The organism is Novipirellula aureliae (genome assembly GCF_007860185.1).
Lineage (GTDB): Bacteria > Planctomycetota > Planctomycetia > Pirellulales > Pirellulaceae > Novipirellula_A > Novipirellula_A aureliae.
The window spans coordinates 1,431,647-1,448,490 of record NZ_SJPY01000001.1 but is presented as its reverse complement, the minus strand read 5'-3'; the positions used below and the strand labels follow the sequence as shown (position 1 = coordinate 1,448,490).

Annotated in this window: 13 protein-coding genes; 2 read left to right on the top strand and 11 right to left on the bottom strand. The window is 53.7% G+C overall.

Annotation, left to right across the window (positions count from 1 at the left end; translation table 11 throughout):
- Nucleotides 1-19 precede the first annotated feature (19 nt).
- Nucleotides 20-2,356 carry a TolC family protein gene (locus tag Q31b_RS05600; protein WP_146598596.1) on the bottom strand — a complete coding sequence of 779 codons (2,337 nt, stop codon included), beginning with the start codon at nucleotides 2,354-2,356 and terminating at the stop codon, nucleotides 20-22.
- Nucleotides 2,357-2,964: 608 nt separating this feature from the next.
- Here Q31b_RS05600 and recA point away from each other — a divergent pair.
- Both recA and Q31b_RS05590 read left to right on the top strand, forming a co-directional pair.
- The gene (gene recA, locus Q31b_RS05595) at nucleotides 2,965-4,089 is read left to right on the top strand and encodes a recombinase RecA (RefSeq protein WP_146598595.1); all 1,125 of its coding nucleotides are present in this window, start codon (nucleotides 2,965-2,967) and stop codon (nucleotides 4,087-4,089) included.
- Nucleotides 4,090-4,803: 714 nt separating this feature from the next.
- Nucleotides 4,804-5,055, top strand: a complete 252-nt coding sequence (locus tag Q31b_RS05590; protein WP_146598594.1) for a hypothetical protein — start codon at nucleotides 4,804-4,806, stop codon at nucleotides 5,053-5,055.
- A gap of 8 nt (nucleotides 5,056-5,063) precedes the next feature.
- Here Q31b_RS05590 and Q31b_RS05585 read toward each other — a convergent pair whose 3' ends face one another.
- The 10 genes from Q31b_RS05585 to Q31b_RS05540 form a co-directional block, all read right to left on the bottom strand.
- Nucleotides 5,064-6,209 carry a cysteine desulfurase family protein gene (locus Q31b_RS05585; RefSeq protein WP_146598593.1) on the bottom strand — a complete coding sequence of 382 codons (1,146 nt, stop codon included), beginning with the start codon at nucleotides 6,207-6,209 and terminating at the stop codon, nucleotides 5,064-5,066.
- Entirely contained in the window at nucleotides 6,206-8,284 is a 2,079-nt protein-coding gene (locus Q31b_RS05580; RefSeq protein WP_197170966.1) for a prenyltransferase/squalene oxidase repeat-containing protein, read from the bottom strand. The genes Q31b_RS05585 and Q31b_RS05580 overlap by 4 nt, the downstream gene beginning before the upstream one ends.
- Nucleotides 8,281-9,141 carry a prenyltransferase/squalene oxidase repeat-containing protein gene (locus tag Q31b_RS05575; protein ID WP_197170964.1) on the bottom strand — a complete coding sequence of 287 codons (861 nt, stop codon included), beginning with the start codon at nucleotides 9,139-9,141 and terminating at the stop codon, nucleotides 8,281-8,283. The genes Q31b_RS05580 and Q31b_RS05575 overlap by 4 nt, the downstream gene beginning before the upstream one ends.
- The gene (locus tag Q31b_RS05570) at nucleotides 9,134-10,882 is read right to left on the bottom strand and encodes a polyprenyl synthetase family protein (RefSeq protein ID WP_146598590.1); all 1,749 of its coding nucleotides are present in this window, start codon (nucleotides 10,880-10,882) and stop codon (nucleotides 9,134-9,136) included. Before Q31b_RS05570 ends, Q31b_RS05575 begins: the two co-directional genes overlap by 8 nt.
- Before the next feature lie 179 nt (nucleotides 10,883-11,061).
- On the bottom strand, nucleotides 11,062-12,258 hold the full coding sequence (locus Q31b_RS05565) for a radical SAM protein (protein ID WP_146598589.1): 1,197 nt from the start codon (nucleotides 12,256-12,258) through the stop codon (nucleotides 11,062-11,064).
- 53 nt (nucleotides 12,259-12,311) lie between these two features.
- A complete protein-coding gene (locus tag Q31b_RS05560; protein ID WP_197170962.1) occupies nucleotides 12,312-13,124 on the bottom strand; it encodes a ferredoxin family protein in 813 nt (270 codons plus the stop codon).
- The gene (locus Q31b_RS05555; protein ID WP_197170960.1) at nucleotides 13,121-13,498 is read right to left on the bottom strand and encodes a hypothetical protein; all 378 of its coding nucleotides are present in this window, start codon (nucleotides 13,496-13,498) and stop codon (nucleotides 13,121-13,123) included. Before Q31b_RS05555 ends, Q31b_RS05560 begins: the two co-directional genes overlap by 4 nt.
- On the bottom strand, nucleotides 13,495-14,619 hold the full coding sequence (locus Q31b_RS05550) for a GTP-binding protein (RefSeq protein ID WP_197170958.1): 1,125 nt from the start codon (nucleotides 14,617-14,619) through the stop codon (nucleotides 13,495-13,497). Before Q31b_RS05550 ends, Q31b_RS05555 begins: the two co-directional genes overlap by 4 nt.
- Complete coding sequence (locus Q31b_RS05545) at nucleotides 14,613-15,092, bottom strand: glycine cleavage system protein H (RefSeq protein WP_146598785.1); 480 nt, start codon at nucleotides 15,090-15,092, stop codon at nucleotides 14,613-14,615. Before Q31b_RS05545 ends, Q31b_RS05550 begins: the two co-directional genes overlap by 7 nt.
- Before the next feature lie 81 nt (nucleotides 15,093-15,173).
- Nucleotides 15,174-16,688, bottom strand: a complete 1,515-nt coding sequence (locus Q31b_RS05540) for a hypothetical protein (protein WP_146598588.1) — start codon at nucleotides 16,686-16,688, stop codon at nucleotides 15,174-15,176.
- Nucleotides 16,689-16,844: the final 156 nt, after the last annotated feature.

The following is a 16,844-nucleotide window of genomic DNA, read 5'->3' as shown; positions in this document are numbered from 1 at the left end:
ACGCCACAGCTCGTTACTGCTAGGGGAGTGCCCGCCTGGATACCGGTTGGGGTGTGTAGTCCACTTCGACGTCGTCGGTATAGCTGATCGGTTTGACAGAGCTGCCGATCGGCGACTCGAACGTGTTATCGTCACTGGAGTCCGGCAAACGATTCATCTCAGGCATTGTTGCCGCGGGGGTTCCGGGCGGTAGCGGTTCCACCAGGGTTGGCCCCGAATCAAACATTTGCTGAGGTGTGCCCATCTCACGGAGCGGCGTATCGTCGATGTCGATCGAATCGCGGTAAGGCGACAAGTTCAGGTTCAATGGATCGTTTGCCATGTCTCCGCTCATGATGCCGACGGCTGAGTTCGCATCACGCAGAGGCCCGGTTCGGACGACGCTTGGCCGCGACACACCGTATTGGCCTTGTTTGCCAGCACTTCGTTCGCGAGCACGTTCGAGAGCATCCCAGTAGGCTTTTTTGTTCCATGGTCCTTCACGAAGCGTGATGTTACTATTGGCCAGCAACGTGCCTTTCAAATAGTCGGTGTAGTTCATCGATTTGTTGTACTCGCCAAGAGCGCGGTAGTAGTCGATTTGGGCTTGAGCACGACGCTGTTGACTTTGCAGCACCACGTTCACTGGGCTTCGTCCGCCCTTGAACTCGGCCAGACGTGCTTCGACTTCTTGTTCCGCAGCTTGCCATCGTTGAGCATTGGTTTGCACCAATTGATAATGGGTTGCCACTTTGGCTACGGCGTCACTTAGTTGGCTGACCAGCAATCGTTCTTGGTCTTGCAAGAAAGCCTTTTCGCGGGCCAATCGCAACTGAGCACCTCGAATGCGTGTCAATTCACGACGAGCACCAAACGCCGGCGGTGTGATTTCCAAACGAACGGCACCCTCTTGGTAATTGCCTCCGGTCAATTCAGCGAGAGCACTACTGCCCACGGCAGGGAAATCCAGCCCGTTACGTTGTGATGGTCCGAGTGTATCGCCGACACCGACCCAGCGGTAAAGTAGTGACAGGTTGACTTCGGGAAGTAGTTGGTTCTTTGCCGACATTAGCTCAAGCTCGTTTTGCTTCAGCCGTGTTTTGTTACGGCGAAGCTCAGGGCTAAGGTACAGCATTTGTGCAACCGACTCGTTCCAGTCGTATTCGATTCGAGCGAGCGACGGTTCTTGAATCGGTCGAATCAGTCGCCCATCGGTGGGCGATAATCCCATCAATTCGCGAAGCACTCGTTCGTTTCCGTAGACACCGAAGCGGTCTGATCCGGGCAAGTTCGAACCTGCAATCGCCGATTCCAAGATGCCGCGGAATTGATAGTACTGTTCAACCGCCTGAGCCAACTCTTGGCGTGTACCTGTTCCGTTTTCTAAATTCAAACGAGCAAACTGGGCCGTGGCAATCGCACTGTTTCGACCAATGATCGCTGTCGATACGTTACGGTACGATACGTACAGATTCCAATAGGCGACTTCGACATCGCGAACAAGGTTTCGCACTTGAGCTTCGTATTCCGCCAAGGAAATGTCTTCATTCAAGCTGGCTAGGACGACGGGGATACGATTGATTAGCGTACCGCGATTACGCATCAACGGATGCTGTACTTGAGCTTCGACGATAGCGGTCCAGTCACTTGGGACCGATCGTGAAATCGGGCTAATCTCAGCATTGGTACGCGAGTATAAAATCTGTTGGCGGAGGGTTGCGACGCCGCCGGTGGCTAACCGTTTGCTGATGGCCGATTGTTGGCTGCCGTCGTAGGAACGGTAGAGTTGTGGGTTGACCGTGTTGGCTTCCCCAACGTTTCGAGGTCGGTCGGTATTGGCGTAGCTGAGAAATCCGCTCGCCTGTGCATCGAATTCGGCCAACGCATCTTCGACGCCACCGATTTGGTTGGCTCGCAAAACGCCCCGCGGTAAAACGCGGTTGCCATCGCTATCGACGGTTAGCGGAACGGACTGGGTCGTCGACTGTTGGACGGCGACGTCGTAAATGCTACCGAATTGGTCGGCATTTCCGCTTGTGAATTGGGTTGCAATGTTTTGGCGAAATTCAGCATTGCCACTCGTTGTCGGTAGAATCTTGGCATTTTGTAGCGCGATCGAGACCGCTTCTTCGACCGTCAAGTCCCAGAATTGGTAGTCGTGATTGCCCACGGTCAACGGAGGAAGTGCCTCGGTCGTCTCAGCCAAACTATCGACTTCGACATCGGGGTACTCGATGGAAGTGGCTTCGTTGAGATAGAACTGAAGGTCCGGAGACTCATTCAGAAAAAACGGTTGGGTTGGAGCGCACCCGGTCGCAAAAAGGATCGCAATCCCTAGCTGGAGATACGCAGCAATTCGAAACAAGGAGCGATTCATGCTCTAGGCTTCCTGGTGCGGTGCCGACGTAAAACGCGCCAAAACGAGTTGCCGTTGCAACAAGCGCGTCCCCGTACGGGCCGAGTGTGGAAGCCCCCCTCCGAAACTTTGCCGAATCACAACGACGTGAATGGCAAAGCCCTCGTCCGAAGTAAGGTATCGGACGACCGGTTAGGTAAACTTTGACGCTTCTTCCGTTTTTTTTGAAGGTTTCTAGAAGAGCCGTCGGATCGGTCAAACAAAACCAGCGAATGCTTTGTCAACGCTTGATTTTCGGCTTGCAAAAGAGTGGCTGGGCATCTTGGCTCCGTGAGCTGCGGCGGGAAGCCACAGCCACAAATGATTCTTCCCCTCCCTCTTCGTTGTGACAAAGCACTAGCAAAATTGCCCAAACTAACGCCGGATAACGAATCTTTTCCCAACCCCAGAAAAACTCGTCGTTTTTATCTGCACCCATTGACCAGACTTGTCACAATGACCGCGGATACTAGTCATGTGGGTGAGACAACGTGACAGCAAGCAAAGATCCAAGTGCTTCCAATCACGGATGGGCACCAGTACGATATTGATATTCACGGGAAATTTCTGAATCAAAAGGGAATCATCAGATGGCAAAGAAAGCAGCAAAAGCAACGGGCAAAACAAAGGTTGATCCAGCACTCAAGGCCGTCTTGGCACTTGAACCTGGTCTCAAAACCACCCTGGACCAAATCGGTAAAGCGTTCGGGGACGGGGCGATCATGCCACTTGGCGGAAACCAGAAATTTCAGATCGATGGTATCCCGACCGGCAGTCTAGGTCTCGACATGGCTTTGGGCGGTTACGGCGTCCCGCGTGGACGCATCATCGAGGTTTTTGGCCCTGAATCGAGTGGTAAAACAACTCTGGCTTTGCACATTGGTGCGGAAGCTCAAAAGCTTGGTGGCATTGCCGCGATCATTGACGCCGAACACGCCTTCGACCCCAGTTGGGCAAAGAAGATTGGTGTCGAACTCGATACGCTTTTGGTCAGCCAGCCAGGGTGTGGTGAAGAAGCAATGCAGATCTGTGAAATGTTGGTCAAGAGTAACGCGGTCGACGTGATTATTGTTGACTCGGTCGCCGCTCTGGTGCCGCGAAAAGAACTCGAGGGCGAAATCGGTGACTCGCATGTTGGTTTGCAAGCAAGGTTGATGAGCCAGTCGATGCGGAAATTGACCGGAGCGATCTCCAAGAGTAAATGCGCGGTCATCTTTATTAACCAGATTCGCGAAAAAATCGGAGTCACATTCGGCAGTCCCGAAACGACTCCCGGCGGTCGAGCACTGAAGTTTTACTGTTCATGCCGTATCGATGTTCGCCGTATCGGAGCGTTGAAGGATGGCGAAGAGCAAGTCGGCCAGCGGGTCAAGGCAAAAATCGTTAAGAACAAGGTGGCACCACCGTTCCGCATTGCTGAATTCGACATGATGCACAGCAACGGTATAAGTTATGAAGGCGATTTGCTCGACCTTGGCGTCACGCACGACATCGTTTCACGCAGCGGTTCGTGGTTCAAGTACGGTGAAACCTACTTAGGGCAAGGCAAAGAGAAGGCTCGCAATTTTTTGATCGAGAACTCCGATATCGCCGACGAGATCAAGACCAAGGTTCTAGCCGCAGGCGGTTATGCGGGACCCGTCGAAGAGGGGGATGCCATCGAGGACGAGAGCGGTGAAGCGGCCAGTGAAGTTGCTGACGCCGCTAACAGCTAATCGATATCGCCCCGTTTTTTCGGGCTCGACCGAAGAATCCGTGGTTTGATTCATCCATCCCAAGTAACGAAGGGTAGGTTTTTCAGGCACCGCAGGGCAAAAAGGATGCTTTCGGTGCATCGGCAATCGGACGTTCAAAAATAAACCTCGGTAAAACAAGCCGTTTTATCAAGGCCAAGCGAGACATCCTTCCCTCCCTGACCCCGTTGTCCCTAAGAAAGTTGTCCCTAAGTAATTTGTCCCTCAGCAGAGCCAGGCCGGAGGCCGCAACATCCACTCACAGGCCGGAGGCCGAAACATCCTTGCCGGTGGCGTGAGCCCTTCGATCTGTGGATAGTTGCACCATCGACCCACAGGCCGGAGGCCGCAACATCCACTGCCGGTTGCGTGAGCCCTTCGATCTGTGGATCGTTGCACCATCCACTCACAGGCCGGAGGCCGAAACATCCTTGCCGGTGGCGTGAGCCCTTCGATCTGTGGATAGTTGCACCATCCACTCACAGGCCGGAGGCCGAAACATCCTTGCCGGTGGCGTGAGCCCTTCGATCTGTGGATCGTTGCACCATCCACTCACAGGCCGGAGGCCGAAACATCCTTGCCGGTGGCGTGAGCCACCGGATGGATGAAAATCGAACCACTAGCCCGGAGGGCGACACATTACGATCGATATGTCGGCCTCCGGCCTGAAAACAATGCGACGTCGGTCGAGAAGTGATGGATGACATTCACAAATCGGCCCATCGTGGGCACCGAGCCAAGAGGCCGAAGGAAGAGTCCAAGATCGCATACCGTCGCCGCCGTGATTTCGGCGAAACACCCTTCCCGGTCATCAAGGTGATGTTCGATCGGCCTCGCTTCTTGCTCCGAGGCATCGAGGGATTCGAGCAAGAGTGGCAATGGGTATCGGGACTGCCATGCCCCCAAAAAAACTTCCGCAACTTCCTTTTAACCCACAAATCCTTCTGAAGAGCCCCTTATTTTAGACGGTTCAACTTGAACACAATGCGATCAAGTGTTTCGATTAGCTCCGCTTGATCCGTCACATGACTCCACGAGATCCGCACTGCGGAATCGGAGTCTGACGCGGGAACCCCCATCGAATTCAAGACGTGACTGCTCGTCGCACAGATGGACGTACAGGCCGACCCGGTTGAGATAGCTGCGATATCGCTTAGTTCATCGATCACCCGTTCGGCGTCTAGTCCGGCAAACGAGGCACACAAAACATGAGGCAAAGTTGTTTCGGGGGCGCCATGCACGATCGGTCTTAGAATGGCTAGTTTTTCCAGAACGATTTCTCGAAGTTTCTGGCAATGAGCACTCCGCCGTTCTCGCTCTTCTTGAGCCAATTGTACCGCCAACGCAAAACCACTGATCAACGCGACTGGCAACGTTCCTGGTCGAAGCCCTAATTCCTGGCCACCGCCAAACATCAATGGCGATAATGGAATCACTTCGGAACCTCGTTTGCGAGCGATCAACGCTCCGACGCCTAGCGGACCGTTAAGCTTGTGGCTGCTGACACTCAAGAGGTCGATTCGAGGGTGATCGATTTGCTCAGCCTCTTTCGCGAAACCTTGGGCTGCATCGACATGTAGAAAAACGCCTTTACGCTCGCAAAGGGCATCGGCTAACGAGTGGACCGGTTGGATCACTCCCGTTTCGTTGTTGACGTGCATCAGTGAAACAAGAATGGTGTCTTCACGGACTGCATCAACGATCATTTGAACCGGGATCCTACCACTTGGTTCAGCGTCGATTCGAGTGATTTCAAAACCTTGGCGAGCGAGTTCGCGGAGTGGTTCGAGTACCGATTTGTGCTCAATGCTCGTTGTGACGATATGCTTCTTGTTGGTCTGCTGAGCATAGGGAGCCAAACCGAGGATCGCCAAATTGTTGCTTTCTGTCGCCCCCGAGGTGAAGATTACTTCATGTTTGCGGGCGGATACGACCGCTGCAATTACGTCTCGTGACCGATGCACCTGTTCTTTGCTGTGGCGTCCGAGTTCATGCGGACTCGACGCATTGGCATAGAGTTCTTGGAAGCAACGTACGACTTCGCGTTGAACTCTCGGGTCGATCGGCGTTGTGGAACAATGGTCTAAATAGGAAGCACTCATGGCGAATTCAGCATCACAGACGATTTTTCGAGAGCGGCAAGGGTGTAGAGGACCGGATACAAGCGTTCGAAATACCAAAGCTTGGCAAAATAAAAACCGATCGGGGAAGCGGGAAACTGCGTCCCCCCAGCGGTCCGATCGATCAAAAAGTTGATGCCACGTTCGACCGCCTCGCGTATCTCGTTTCGGTCAATGGTGCTGCGACCGAGAGTTTGACGATCGATAACCATCCAAATTGCCGCCAACGCTTCGACGGCCAAGCCGGTTTCTTCGATCGAGGAGGGAATCGCCCGGTCGGCACCCCATCCACCGTCGTCGTTCTGAATCGACCGTAGCCATTCGACCGCAGCCTGCCAATTGATCTTCGTTCGCGACAGGATTTCATCGGGAGAGTTGCTCCTTGATGATGTCGAGTCCATGAGCAGATCCGCAATTGCCAGGAGGACTCGAGAGGTGCCATAGACGCGATTTTCCTCGGGCGAGGCGTGTTGATTTCCAAACCAAAGCGGAGACCAGAATCCTGATTGGCTCTGTTGGGAAGCCAGATAGCGTTCGCCACGGCGGATGCCTTTGCGCAGGACTTTTTGGAGTTTCGGTGGAACGTGATCGATCCAGGCGACCCATGCGCGGATTGCATGCGCGGTAATATCACAGCTGCTACGATCGAATGGCAGTGTTCCCCAGCCTCGGCAAAAGGTAGGCATGCCTCCGTCTCGATTTTGAAGTTGAGCCAACCATTGAAGTCCAGCGGTGGCAGCCGATAAGTCGTTCTCGCCGGAGAGCTTTTTCAGTGCTAACAACGCGCCCGAGGTGTCATCGGCATCGGGGACGCCACCGGCCAAGTCGGTCCACGCCCAGCCGCCCGGCGCAGCGTGTGTAAACGGATGCTCGGTCGTGTATTGCTGGGCGAGCAACCATTGGCGGACCGTTTCGGAGCAATACAGATCATGCGGAGCTGTGGAATTCTCTTTCGCCAGTGAATTGACAGCCAGTGCATTGACAGCGAGTGTTGTGGTCCAGGTCGCTAGGTTTGTGTCGATTGGCCAAGAGCCATCGGGCCGTGCCGATGCAACGATAAAGTGGATTCCATTTTGAATGACTCGCCAAGGCGTTGCTTCGCACGCCAACAATGCGATCACGACAAAGCTAGTCAGGGGTGTCGCTTCCAGAAAGCCGCCGCCAGTTGGCTGGATTTCTTCCAGTTTTCGCTGAGTCGTTTTCCAGGCCAATTTTCGGGCGATCCGTGCGAAGGGATTTCGGGATGGCAAACGCTGGTGCCGAAGTTGTCCCATCGCGATGAGTGCTGGCAACGCATAGCTAACCACGGGAAGTCGTGCGATCGCAAAGCATTGATGGGGTAATGCAGCCACTTCAAAGGGCAGTTGGACAATCTGCCGCCAGGCGTCTTGTTTTCTTCCCAATCGTCCGCGGATTGCAAGCGTGGTCAGAATGGGGACCGAAAACGTACGGTCACGCCCGTAGCGTTGAGAAATCGCCTCGGCAATTTCGTCGGGCTCAAGTGAGCCCGCGATGCGTTGGATCCAGCGTTCGCATTTCGCTTCCGCGGCGCGGATCCGGCTTGCGTCCTTCGGCGGTGCATCGTGATCCGCCAATGCAGCCCAAACCAATGCGGTTGTACTGATGTTGCTTGAACTAAGAACCGAATCACCCCATCCCCCATCCTCGTTCTGAGTCTCGATCAACCAGCGACGTCCAGCATTCAATCGTTCTCGACAATCCTTTAAATCGTCTTCGCTACAAACGTGGCGATCCTCGTCAAACCTTTTCTTCTGCTCGGTGGAATCGTCGAAACGTTTTCGCTGTTTTGCAGCAAACGCCTTACGGGAAGATCTCTCTGTCAACGATGCTTGACAGTGTTTTACAAATTGCTCGAGTGCAATGACGGCGGTCGCGGTCGCGAGCGCGCTTGACGACAGGTGCCCTTCCCAGTGGCCATCGGCTGTGATTTGCTCGGCAAGCGACCGCCGGGTTTGGTAGATCGCGGAGGTAAACGAATTTGCATCGACCCTCGTCTCGCTTTCCGGCGATTGGTTTGCGAAACTCCGACCAATCATCCTTCCGAATCCTCGTTCCGAATCCTTGCTGTTGGCATTACCGAGAGATGGCCGAGGGCAAGCAGTGCGTAAAAAGTGTATTCCACATCGGCATGGGTATCCTCCCATTGTCCGTAGAAACCGCCGCGATTGGTCCAGAGACTGTCGATAAAGTCGAGGCATAATTCGCTGATTTCGACGTCGACGTCCACTTTCAATGCCGCCAGTGCATGAAGAACCGTTGCGGTTGAAAGAAGATCAGGGATTGGCATCAATTCACTGACGCAAAAACCTCCTTGGGGATGGAAGCAGCTCAGCAGCCACTCGGCTGCCCGCTCCATCGACTCAAGCCGGCCAACGGATCTCATCAATCCGACCGCTCCTGCGGTTTGCGGAGCGAGCGAGATGGGCATGTCGAGTGAATTGTAATATCCGCCACGAGGGTCTCGTAGTGAAGTAACAAAATCGAGCAATGAATCGAGATGAGGGATCGGGTATCCGAGATCTTGGAACGCACCTACGGCGACGAAGCATCCGTAAAGGCTCGACGCTTCACCTTCGTGACCAAGGCGATAGCCGCCGTCGGCGCCGCGATATTTCAAAACTTCGTCGACCAATTCCTCCACCGGGCAGGCCCCTCGAGAATGGGTCGCCGCAGCGTTCCAGCATCTTGCCAGGCAAGACAAATGGACGAGGTCCAAGCTAGCAAGATTGCGACTGCAGGAGCGGACGTAGGAGAGCAACCAATCGGCCGGAAGGGTCTGTTGAAGTGCAAGGGAGCCCTCGATCCCAAAGACGCTATAGTACAGATCACTGTTGCCTGCGCGATCGCGGAAGCCGCCATCGGGATGCCGTTGTTGGGCGAAGAAATCAACCACGAGGGGAGTCGAGTTGCCGAGGATCTGTGGCGCGAGTCTCGCTACTTGAACCATTTCGAGTCTCAGATTCACCGCACCAACCCTTTACTTCCAAACTGAAAATTTTGCCCACGACACGGCGAAGTAAACCTTTCAAACTCGGCGATGTTAATTCCGCCAAAATCCGAAGCGATTGTTCTTTGAATGATTCTTGTAGAACTTGGCAGCGTTCGAGAATTCCGAACTCGTCCATCATTGCACGCACCGCTTGTAGTTCTTCGCGGCTGCTTTCGCGATTCCAAACGCGTTCGACCAATTTCCGTTGTTCCGGTTTTGCGATCGTCCGCTCATACAACAGCGCCAACGGCAAATTTGGCCGAATCCTTTGGAGGTCGGTTAAATAATGCTCGCTGTCAAAGTCCTCTAGATCGTCTCGGATTTGATAGGCAACGCCAAGCGAATCACTATACCGAGTGAGCAGATCCAAAACATCGTCGTCAGCGCCACCGAGAATCGCTCCGAGTTGCAACGCGACCTCGAATGCGGGAGACGTTTTGCGGCGGAAAATGTCCAACACCTCTAGCTGAGACAACGGTCGTGGTGAACGCATCCAACTCAATTCCTCGCCTTGCCCGATACTCAACATGCGATGCCCTTGTGCCGCCGATCGCAAAACCGCTCGTAAACGGTCCGGCGGCAGGTCACATTCGCCGATCAAACGATACCCTTCCCCGATAAGAAGGTCTCCGATGTTAAGCGCCATCGGCACCCCGCATTGCTCATGCAGCGTCGCTTCACCGTAACGCAGCGCGTCATCATCCTCGATATCATCATGAATAAGTGAGGCTTTGTGGAAGCATTCGACCGCGATCGCTAACCGTTTCAAATCCTCGGGGGGGGGCGTTTGTGATTCACCCTGGAACGCTTTCCAAGCACAGGCGGCCAAGAACGGTCGCCATCGTTTACCGTCTTTGGACAACCAATCCCGAGCTATCGTGTCCGCTTGCGAAATCGGATCCCCAAGCATTTGAGTGATTGTCGGCTCGTTAAACCAGCTTTGCACATCGGTACGCAAAGCATCGAGATCCAAGCGGTAGGTTCGGTCATCCGAATGCAGGTGGATAACCTCCCAAATCCATTCCAAATCGACTGTCACGTCTTTGCAATCGTCTTGAAGCAGTGGAATCGCCAACCCGGGGATCGCCGCGGATTCCACATAGGGGAATGCTTTTTCGAGAACCGACAAACAACTGACACCGACGATCGCTTCGATCTTTCCCGTCTCGATGATCGCCATCACAAGCGCCGATCCTTCCGCGACCAATACCGCGTACCCCAAACGTTCGGCTTCCTCTTGTAAGTCTTGAATCGAACAGAGTCCGCATTGCTTGCACAGCAGCCCAAATTCATCGAACGGGGCTGGGCATTTGTCCTCGATCCTCAAGCATTTAGGAAGCAGCAACAACCGCCGGTTGAACGGCACCGACGCCAACGTATCCTTCCAAACTTCGCCGTTGATTATGACGCCAGCGTAATCAGCATAGATTTCAGGCCACGCGTGTTGTGCCATGAAGTCATCGGCCAAGCCGCGAAGTTCCGATTGGTCCAGTGGCGGAACGGGGTTTCGCTCTGCGACAAATCTAGCGACTTCGACTCGCATCCGTTCCCGTTCGCTGAGCGTCTGTGGGATATTCTCTTTCGGCTTTCTTTGTTTCTGAACCGGGACGGCACGCGGTAGTTCAATCACATTCAACTTAAACATCAATCACCTAGAGCGAAAATAATCGGGAACGTTAGACTCATTCAAGACTTCTGAAAGGCGAGATCCAACCGCATGCGGCGAAAATGGGTCGATGATCGTAACTTCTAAGTTGCGATCCTCGTGCGTTTTTCGCCGCGAAATTCTCGGCAAGTTTGCCCACGGTCTGCGACTCGGAGGACTTAAGTGTATGCATTGAAACCGAAAAACCAGTGTTTTTTGGCAAAACGGTACATCCACTGTTCTTCCGGAATCTCTTCACCAGGCAAGTGCTGACTCGATCTCGGTAGCAACGACTCGAGTTCAACAAATGCCGTTTGCCTCTGGGTCGTATCGGACGCACCGTGCTTGGTCACGAGATCGCTTACGATGTCTGGCCTTTCTAGGATAATGCATCCGCGTGTCGCCTTGGCCGCTTCGGTACGAAAATCACTCAAAAACTCCGACCGAGTCATCGTCTCGTACAAACCACCCGAATCGTGGATCGAATCCTTGGCGAATTGGATGATTGGGCAAGGTTCAATCGCTCCCGATGGACCGATATGATGGCTGACGCCGGTTGCCATCGGGCAAAGAGCTTGCCCCTTGTCGTCCCAGTAAGCGTCGACCAAGCCGATCGGTAGTTTTTTTCGCATATTCACGACAAAACGACGGACGTCCAGCACTTGCTTGGGAGTCAGCGCCAGTTTCGGTTCGGGCAACGGTCCGATCACCCGGTAGGTATGAAACCAAGCGTACATGACCCCCATATCGATCAATTTGCGGAGCCAATTTTCGTCGACTAAGTCAATGTTCGTTTGGCAGACACTCGTTGCGACACCGACGATCAGTTTTTCACGGACGGCGTTCTGGAGTCCTTCCATGGTCTTATTGAGTACGTCCATACCGCCGCGACGCTGGTTGCTGACAATCTCTGATCCTTCGATACTGATGAGTACCGTCGCATTGCCAAGGCGACGAAGTTCCTTGGCGGTTTCCGGCGTGATCAAATGCCCGTTCGTGAAGATTTGAAAGTAACAATCAGGATGAGCAGCCAACACCTCCAATAGATTCGGGTGCATAAAGGGTTCACCGCCAAGCAAACCAAAAAAGCTGTTCCCATGCTTCTTGGCGTCCGTAATGATGCGGTTCATGTCATCGAGTTCGATCATTTGCCGCTTCGATGAAACATCGACCCAGCAACCGGTACACCGCAATTGGCAGGAGTTGATCATCGAGATGAAAATGAATGGCGGAAAGTGAATTCCGTCCTTCAGCCTGCGTTTAAACTTTTGAACAGAACGCATGCCCTTAAACCCGAAATTCCAGCCGAATTTCCAAAGGATCCGCATGTCGCGGCCTTGAATCATTCGACGAGCCAACTTGAGAGTGACGGACATAAGCAGGTTTTTTTGAGTGGTGGAGCGATGAAGGGAAGGAGTACGACGTTGCGTTATTGGTCAGGTGTGTTGGCTGCTTTTTGCTGCGCTGCAGCTGCTTTGGCGCGAATCATTTCATCACTTGGCAGCGAGCTCAATACCTCGGGTGGGATATCGAGATCCTCCATCATTGTTTGCAGTTTTTTTAGACAACGCTGACGTTCTCGCAGTGCGCGGTCGTCATCACGTTCGGCCGAAAAACGCGACTTGGCTTTCGCGCTACGGTCTCTTAGCAGGGCGTAGATATCACCGCCAAGCAGGGATGAGATATCGACTTTCATCGCTTCTCGGCGAGTGTCGTCGCTGCTCACCTCATCACCATTGATCGGCGCCGCCTTGTATTTCGGAAACATGATCGCCACCTCGGGGCAAACACGCGAACAGGCGGGACAATCCGTTTTACAATTGTCCTCGTTTTGCACCGTGATTTTCTTGTCCTCCGTCACGGAGTAGACGTCGAACAAACAAAAACTCAGGCATTGCATGCAGTTCGTGCAACGGTCCATGTCGATGACGGGAAACCAAGGTTTCCACTTGCGTGTCGTCACCTCCCCCAGTTGCTCTTGGGTCCGTGATTCGATCTCTTCGACGAGTTGATCAACCGGCGTCTCGGCGCCTTCGACAAGGAACGTTGGGCTTTTGATCCGTAGGCTGTTCGCGGGGGTTTCTTGCGGATCCGTCCGAGTCACGGCCACCGGGAACCCGCGTTCAAGCAGAGCTCTGAGGAGCTGTGCCATCTGCTCAGCGTCCTTCTCACCGTCTATCCCGTTTCGATACTGCGATCCCTCGATCGTCAGCCACGGTTTCGCCTGATTTGCAGCAATCATTGGTTGGCTCCCTCTTGATCGAGCGGTGCGAGCAATTGCTGCAACGCATCGTCTTGGTTGGTGACGCGTAGGTTGACCACCTGCGGTTCCGCACCCTGCGGAGAGGGAGTCTTGGCAAGGCTACAATCCGCCGCTTCGAACAATCCCATTACCGCTCGTTTGTAACAGGCGGCGATTCGCAGGTTCGGCAACTCTGACAATTGCTGCATTACCGGGTCTCGGCGGGCTGACATCTCACACAGATCGGGTACGGATTCGAAATCGGTACCCGAATCGATTAGTCCTTTTAGCACCGCCGATTTGACGTCCTCTGGGATGACTTTAGCATAGGCGCAGTGGCAGTACAAAATCGTTGGGGAATTGGGGGGGCTCATTTCGGCTCCGGCATGCGATACGTAGGGGTGGGGCGGCCTGGTTGAAACGCTTCCGCATGGTTGATCGTGAATTCGATCGACGACCGACGGCACTGCGTCTGGAGGTCTTCTTCGACAATCGTTCGCAATCGCTCGGGGGCGGCCTCGGCGCGAAGGTTGATCAGTAATTCTCCCGCATCGAGCGGTTCAACCAACTCGTGCGAGAGTTCGAACAGTCCATCCGTTCGGACCAGGTTGCCGACGGCTAAGTCGTTCCCGCTGTCCGGAGTCAACGTCATCTTCAGGTGAGCGATCTCGATCTGGTCCGCTTCCAAGCGACGGGCGATTTTGGTCGCTAGTTGAACAACCAACTTGTTTCCATCAATCGATTCTCCATCGGTGGTTGCCGACGATTCAATCTCTGCGGACAGATTGAGCCAGCCCAGAAGTGCTTCCCCTTCGGCGTACTCGTCATAGTCGAGCTCCATCGAATCGGTCATTGTCGCCTCGGTTTCCATTAGCAGCGATAGCCACTGCTCGAATCCTTCGCCGCTGCGGGCCGACACACGTAAAATCTGTTTTTCGGGGAATCTTTGTCGTAAAGCGGATTCTAGTTCGTCAATCCTTTCACGATCGATCCGATCACATTTGTTGATAACCAGCAATTCCGCCTCTTCAAGCTGTTTCTCGAAGATATAAAGAACTTTGGCAGAAAACGTCTTGCCGCTATCAAGTTTTAAAACTCGCCGAGTTCTCAGCGGATCGAGTAGCACGCTGTAGGGCGCAACGACGAATTGGTCGCCAAACATCGTCTGTAGCGGATAGCTAACGGTGGCTTGTAGATCGGTACAGCTACCGACTGGCTCGGCAATAAATACATCGGGCCGATCCGCGGATGATAGTTTGTCGGATGCCTGGACCAAGGAATTGAATTTGCAACAAAAGCAGCCGCCGGTGATCTCTTCGGTCTCGAAACCTTCCGACCGGAGGTGCCGCGTATCGACCAATCCGATACTTTGATCATTTGTGATTAGCCCCACCGAAAGCTGCCGCTGGTGGATCATTTTCCCGAGTCGTACAACCGACGTGGTTTTACCAGCGCCCAAAAAACCGCCGATCATCAGGTAACGCGATTTTAACAATGGTTCTGCTCTTCAGTCGAAGGATGGTTAAGCATTTGGTCAACGGTGGTGTCAAGCAGAGCGATGTACCCTTGCAAATCGAGACTCGCTGAGGAAATCGTCCCCCGGGCCATGTACAGCCAACCCGCGTCGTAGGGGTCACGATCGAGAAGTGTGGGGTCGCGATCGAGCGAACCGTTGGTTTGGGTGATCACTCCGCCGACGCTATTATAAATATCGGAAATCGCTTTGAAACCTTCAATGCTTCCGATTACCTGGCCAATCGACACCGCGTCGTTTTGTGTAACATCAAAATTGATCTCTACCAAATCACCCAGCATACGAGTAGCAAATTTAGTAAAACCGACACGATACAGATTTTTTTCGATCTCTTCGAGCCAAAAGTGCCCTGGATCATAGATTCGGTTTATTGGCAAACGCGTCGTAAATCGAGCCCGTTTGTAATAGCAAGTCTGTTTCGGATCGATCGGCATGAAGGTGTCTCGAAGCAAATAGTCGCGGGCCTGCTTGGTCAAAGGTATCGAACGCCCCTGACATTGTCTACGCCGTTTTCCTTAAGGATTGCGGCGGGTTTGACGACCTCTTACCGAGCTGTGTCGGCGGCGGGGGAAGGATAGCCCGCAACCGATGACCGCTAACGCTGTGAAGCTGTTGGGTTCGGGGATTGCCGAGATCGAGTATCGCCACGCCAATCCATAATCCACCAACTGGTCGCCCGAAACCTCTAGTCGGTACGAGCCCGCGACCAAGTCGGTCAAATAGAGATGCTCGAAATTATACAGCGTACTGACGCTTTCATCGATCAGCATATTGGATGCATCGAACAACTTCATATCCAAGTTAGCCAAATCGCCTGTGCCTGGTGTAAAATCCACCTGTGTGTTCAGGTCGCCAGGATTCACGGCCGTATTTTGCACGTTGATGTTCCAGCTCAAAAAGATCGACAATTCGTCCATCTCGAAGCCGGACTCCACATCAAATTGATACTGCATCGGATTCGTATCAAAATCGATTGACTGATCGCCAGTCTCGACGAAATCGTATCCATATTCACCGACAAGGGTGGGGGTCGTGGACGAGCCATCGGTTTCGTCAGTTGCGATGATCTGGTAGCTGTTATAAGCATTGACTTCACCAACGCCGTAGCGTTCGTCAAGCGGTCGAGTCGTCGTTCGATCCCAGGTCACAAACTCTTCTTTCGTCGCTCCGGCCATTAGGACCGCGCGCATCGTTTCGACATGATCCGCGTTGGATCCATCCGCAACTTCGTACAGCATCGCTGCGGTCGACGCGACCATCGGCGTCGCAGTGCTCGTCACACCACCTGACGCGACGATGTGGGGCAGATAGCGTTCGCTGCCGTAAAAGGAGGTGGTTCCAGCCGCATGGGATCCATCGGTTCGCCCCACAATCAGCGAATTATAAGATGGGGCTAGTAGATAGGGCAGCGGACTCGAACTGCCGTTGTCCGTGCCTCCGACGACGAGTAGGTCGTCACGATTGACCAAAAAATCAACGCGTTCCGAGATAAAGGTTGAATCCGAGATGGCATTAAGCACCGCCTCGTCGTATTCGGCATCGCTGTCGTAGTCGTCTCGCGCGGGCGGTCGGCTTACCCAACTGTGATTTTGAACCTTCAGTGGAATCGTTTCGGCAAGATCCGAGAATGTGTGGCTAACGGGCTCAGTGCCAGTTGTGGATCCCAGTTGGTTGTTCAACCAATCGATCGCTTGATAGCTTCGAATCGAAGAGACATCGGGGGCAATGCTGGCTGTGTTGCCAAAGAAAACGTTGGCCACGCCCGTCGCATGCGAAAAGCTGCTGGCACCTTGCGTGCCCGTGGCGTCGACAAGGGCTTTGCCAGTGAACTGGCCGCTGGTGGTATCCGGCATGTAGTTGGTGTTCGACCCTGCTTCCACTTGCGACACACCCACGCCATCACCAGTCGGCGTGGACGCTCCGAGTTCGGTTTGTAAACGAGTGAAACCAATATCGTCTTTCCAGTCTGCCGACGCAAATCCGACGAAGCACGACAGGATCAAGAGGAAAAATGTAGAAAACTGTTTCATGAGAATGGATTGATCGATGAAGAGAGGTGGCTGTTGGAACGACGTAGAGCATGACGCCGGCGATCGCGTCGGTTTGTCACTGCCGCTTGGGGCTTCGATTCTATTCAAAGCGGGAGCAAAGTCCACAAATTTCAATATTTGCAGTCTGTCGGGTTG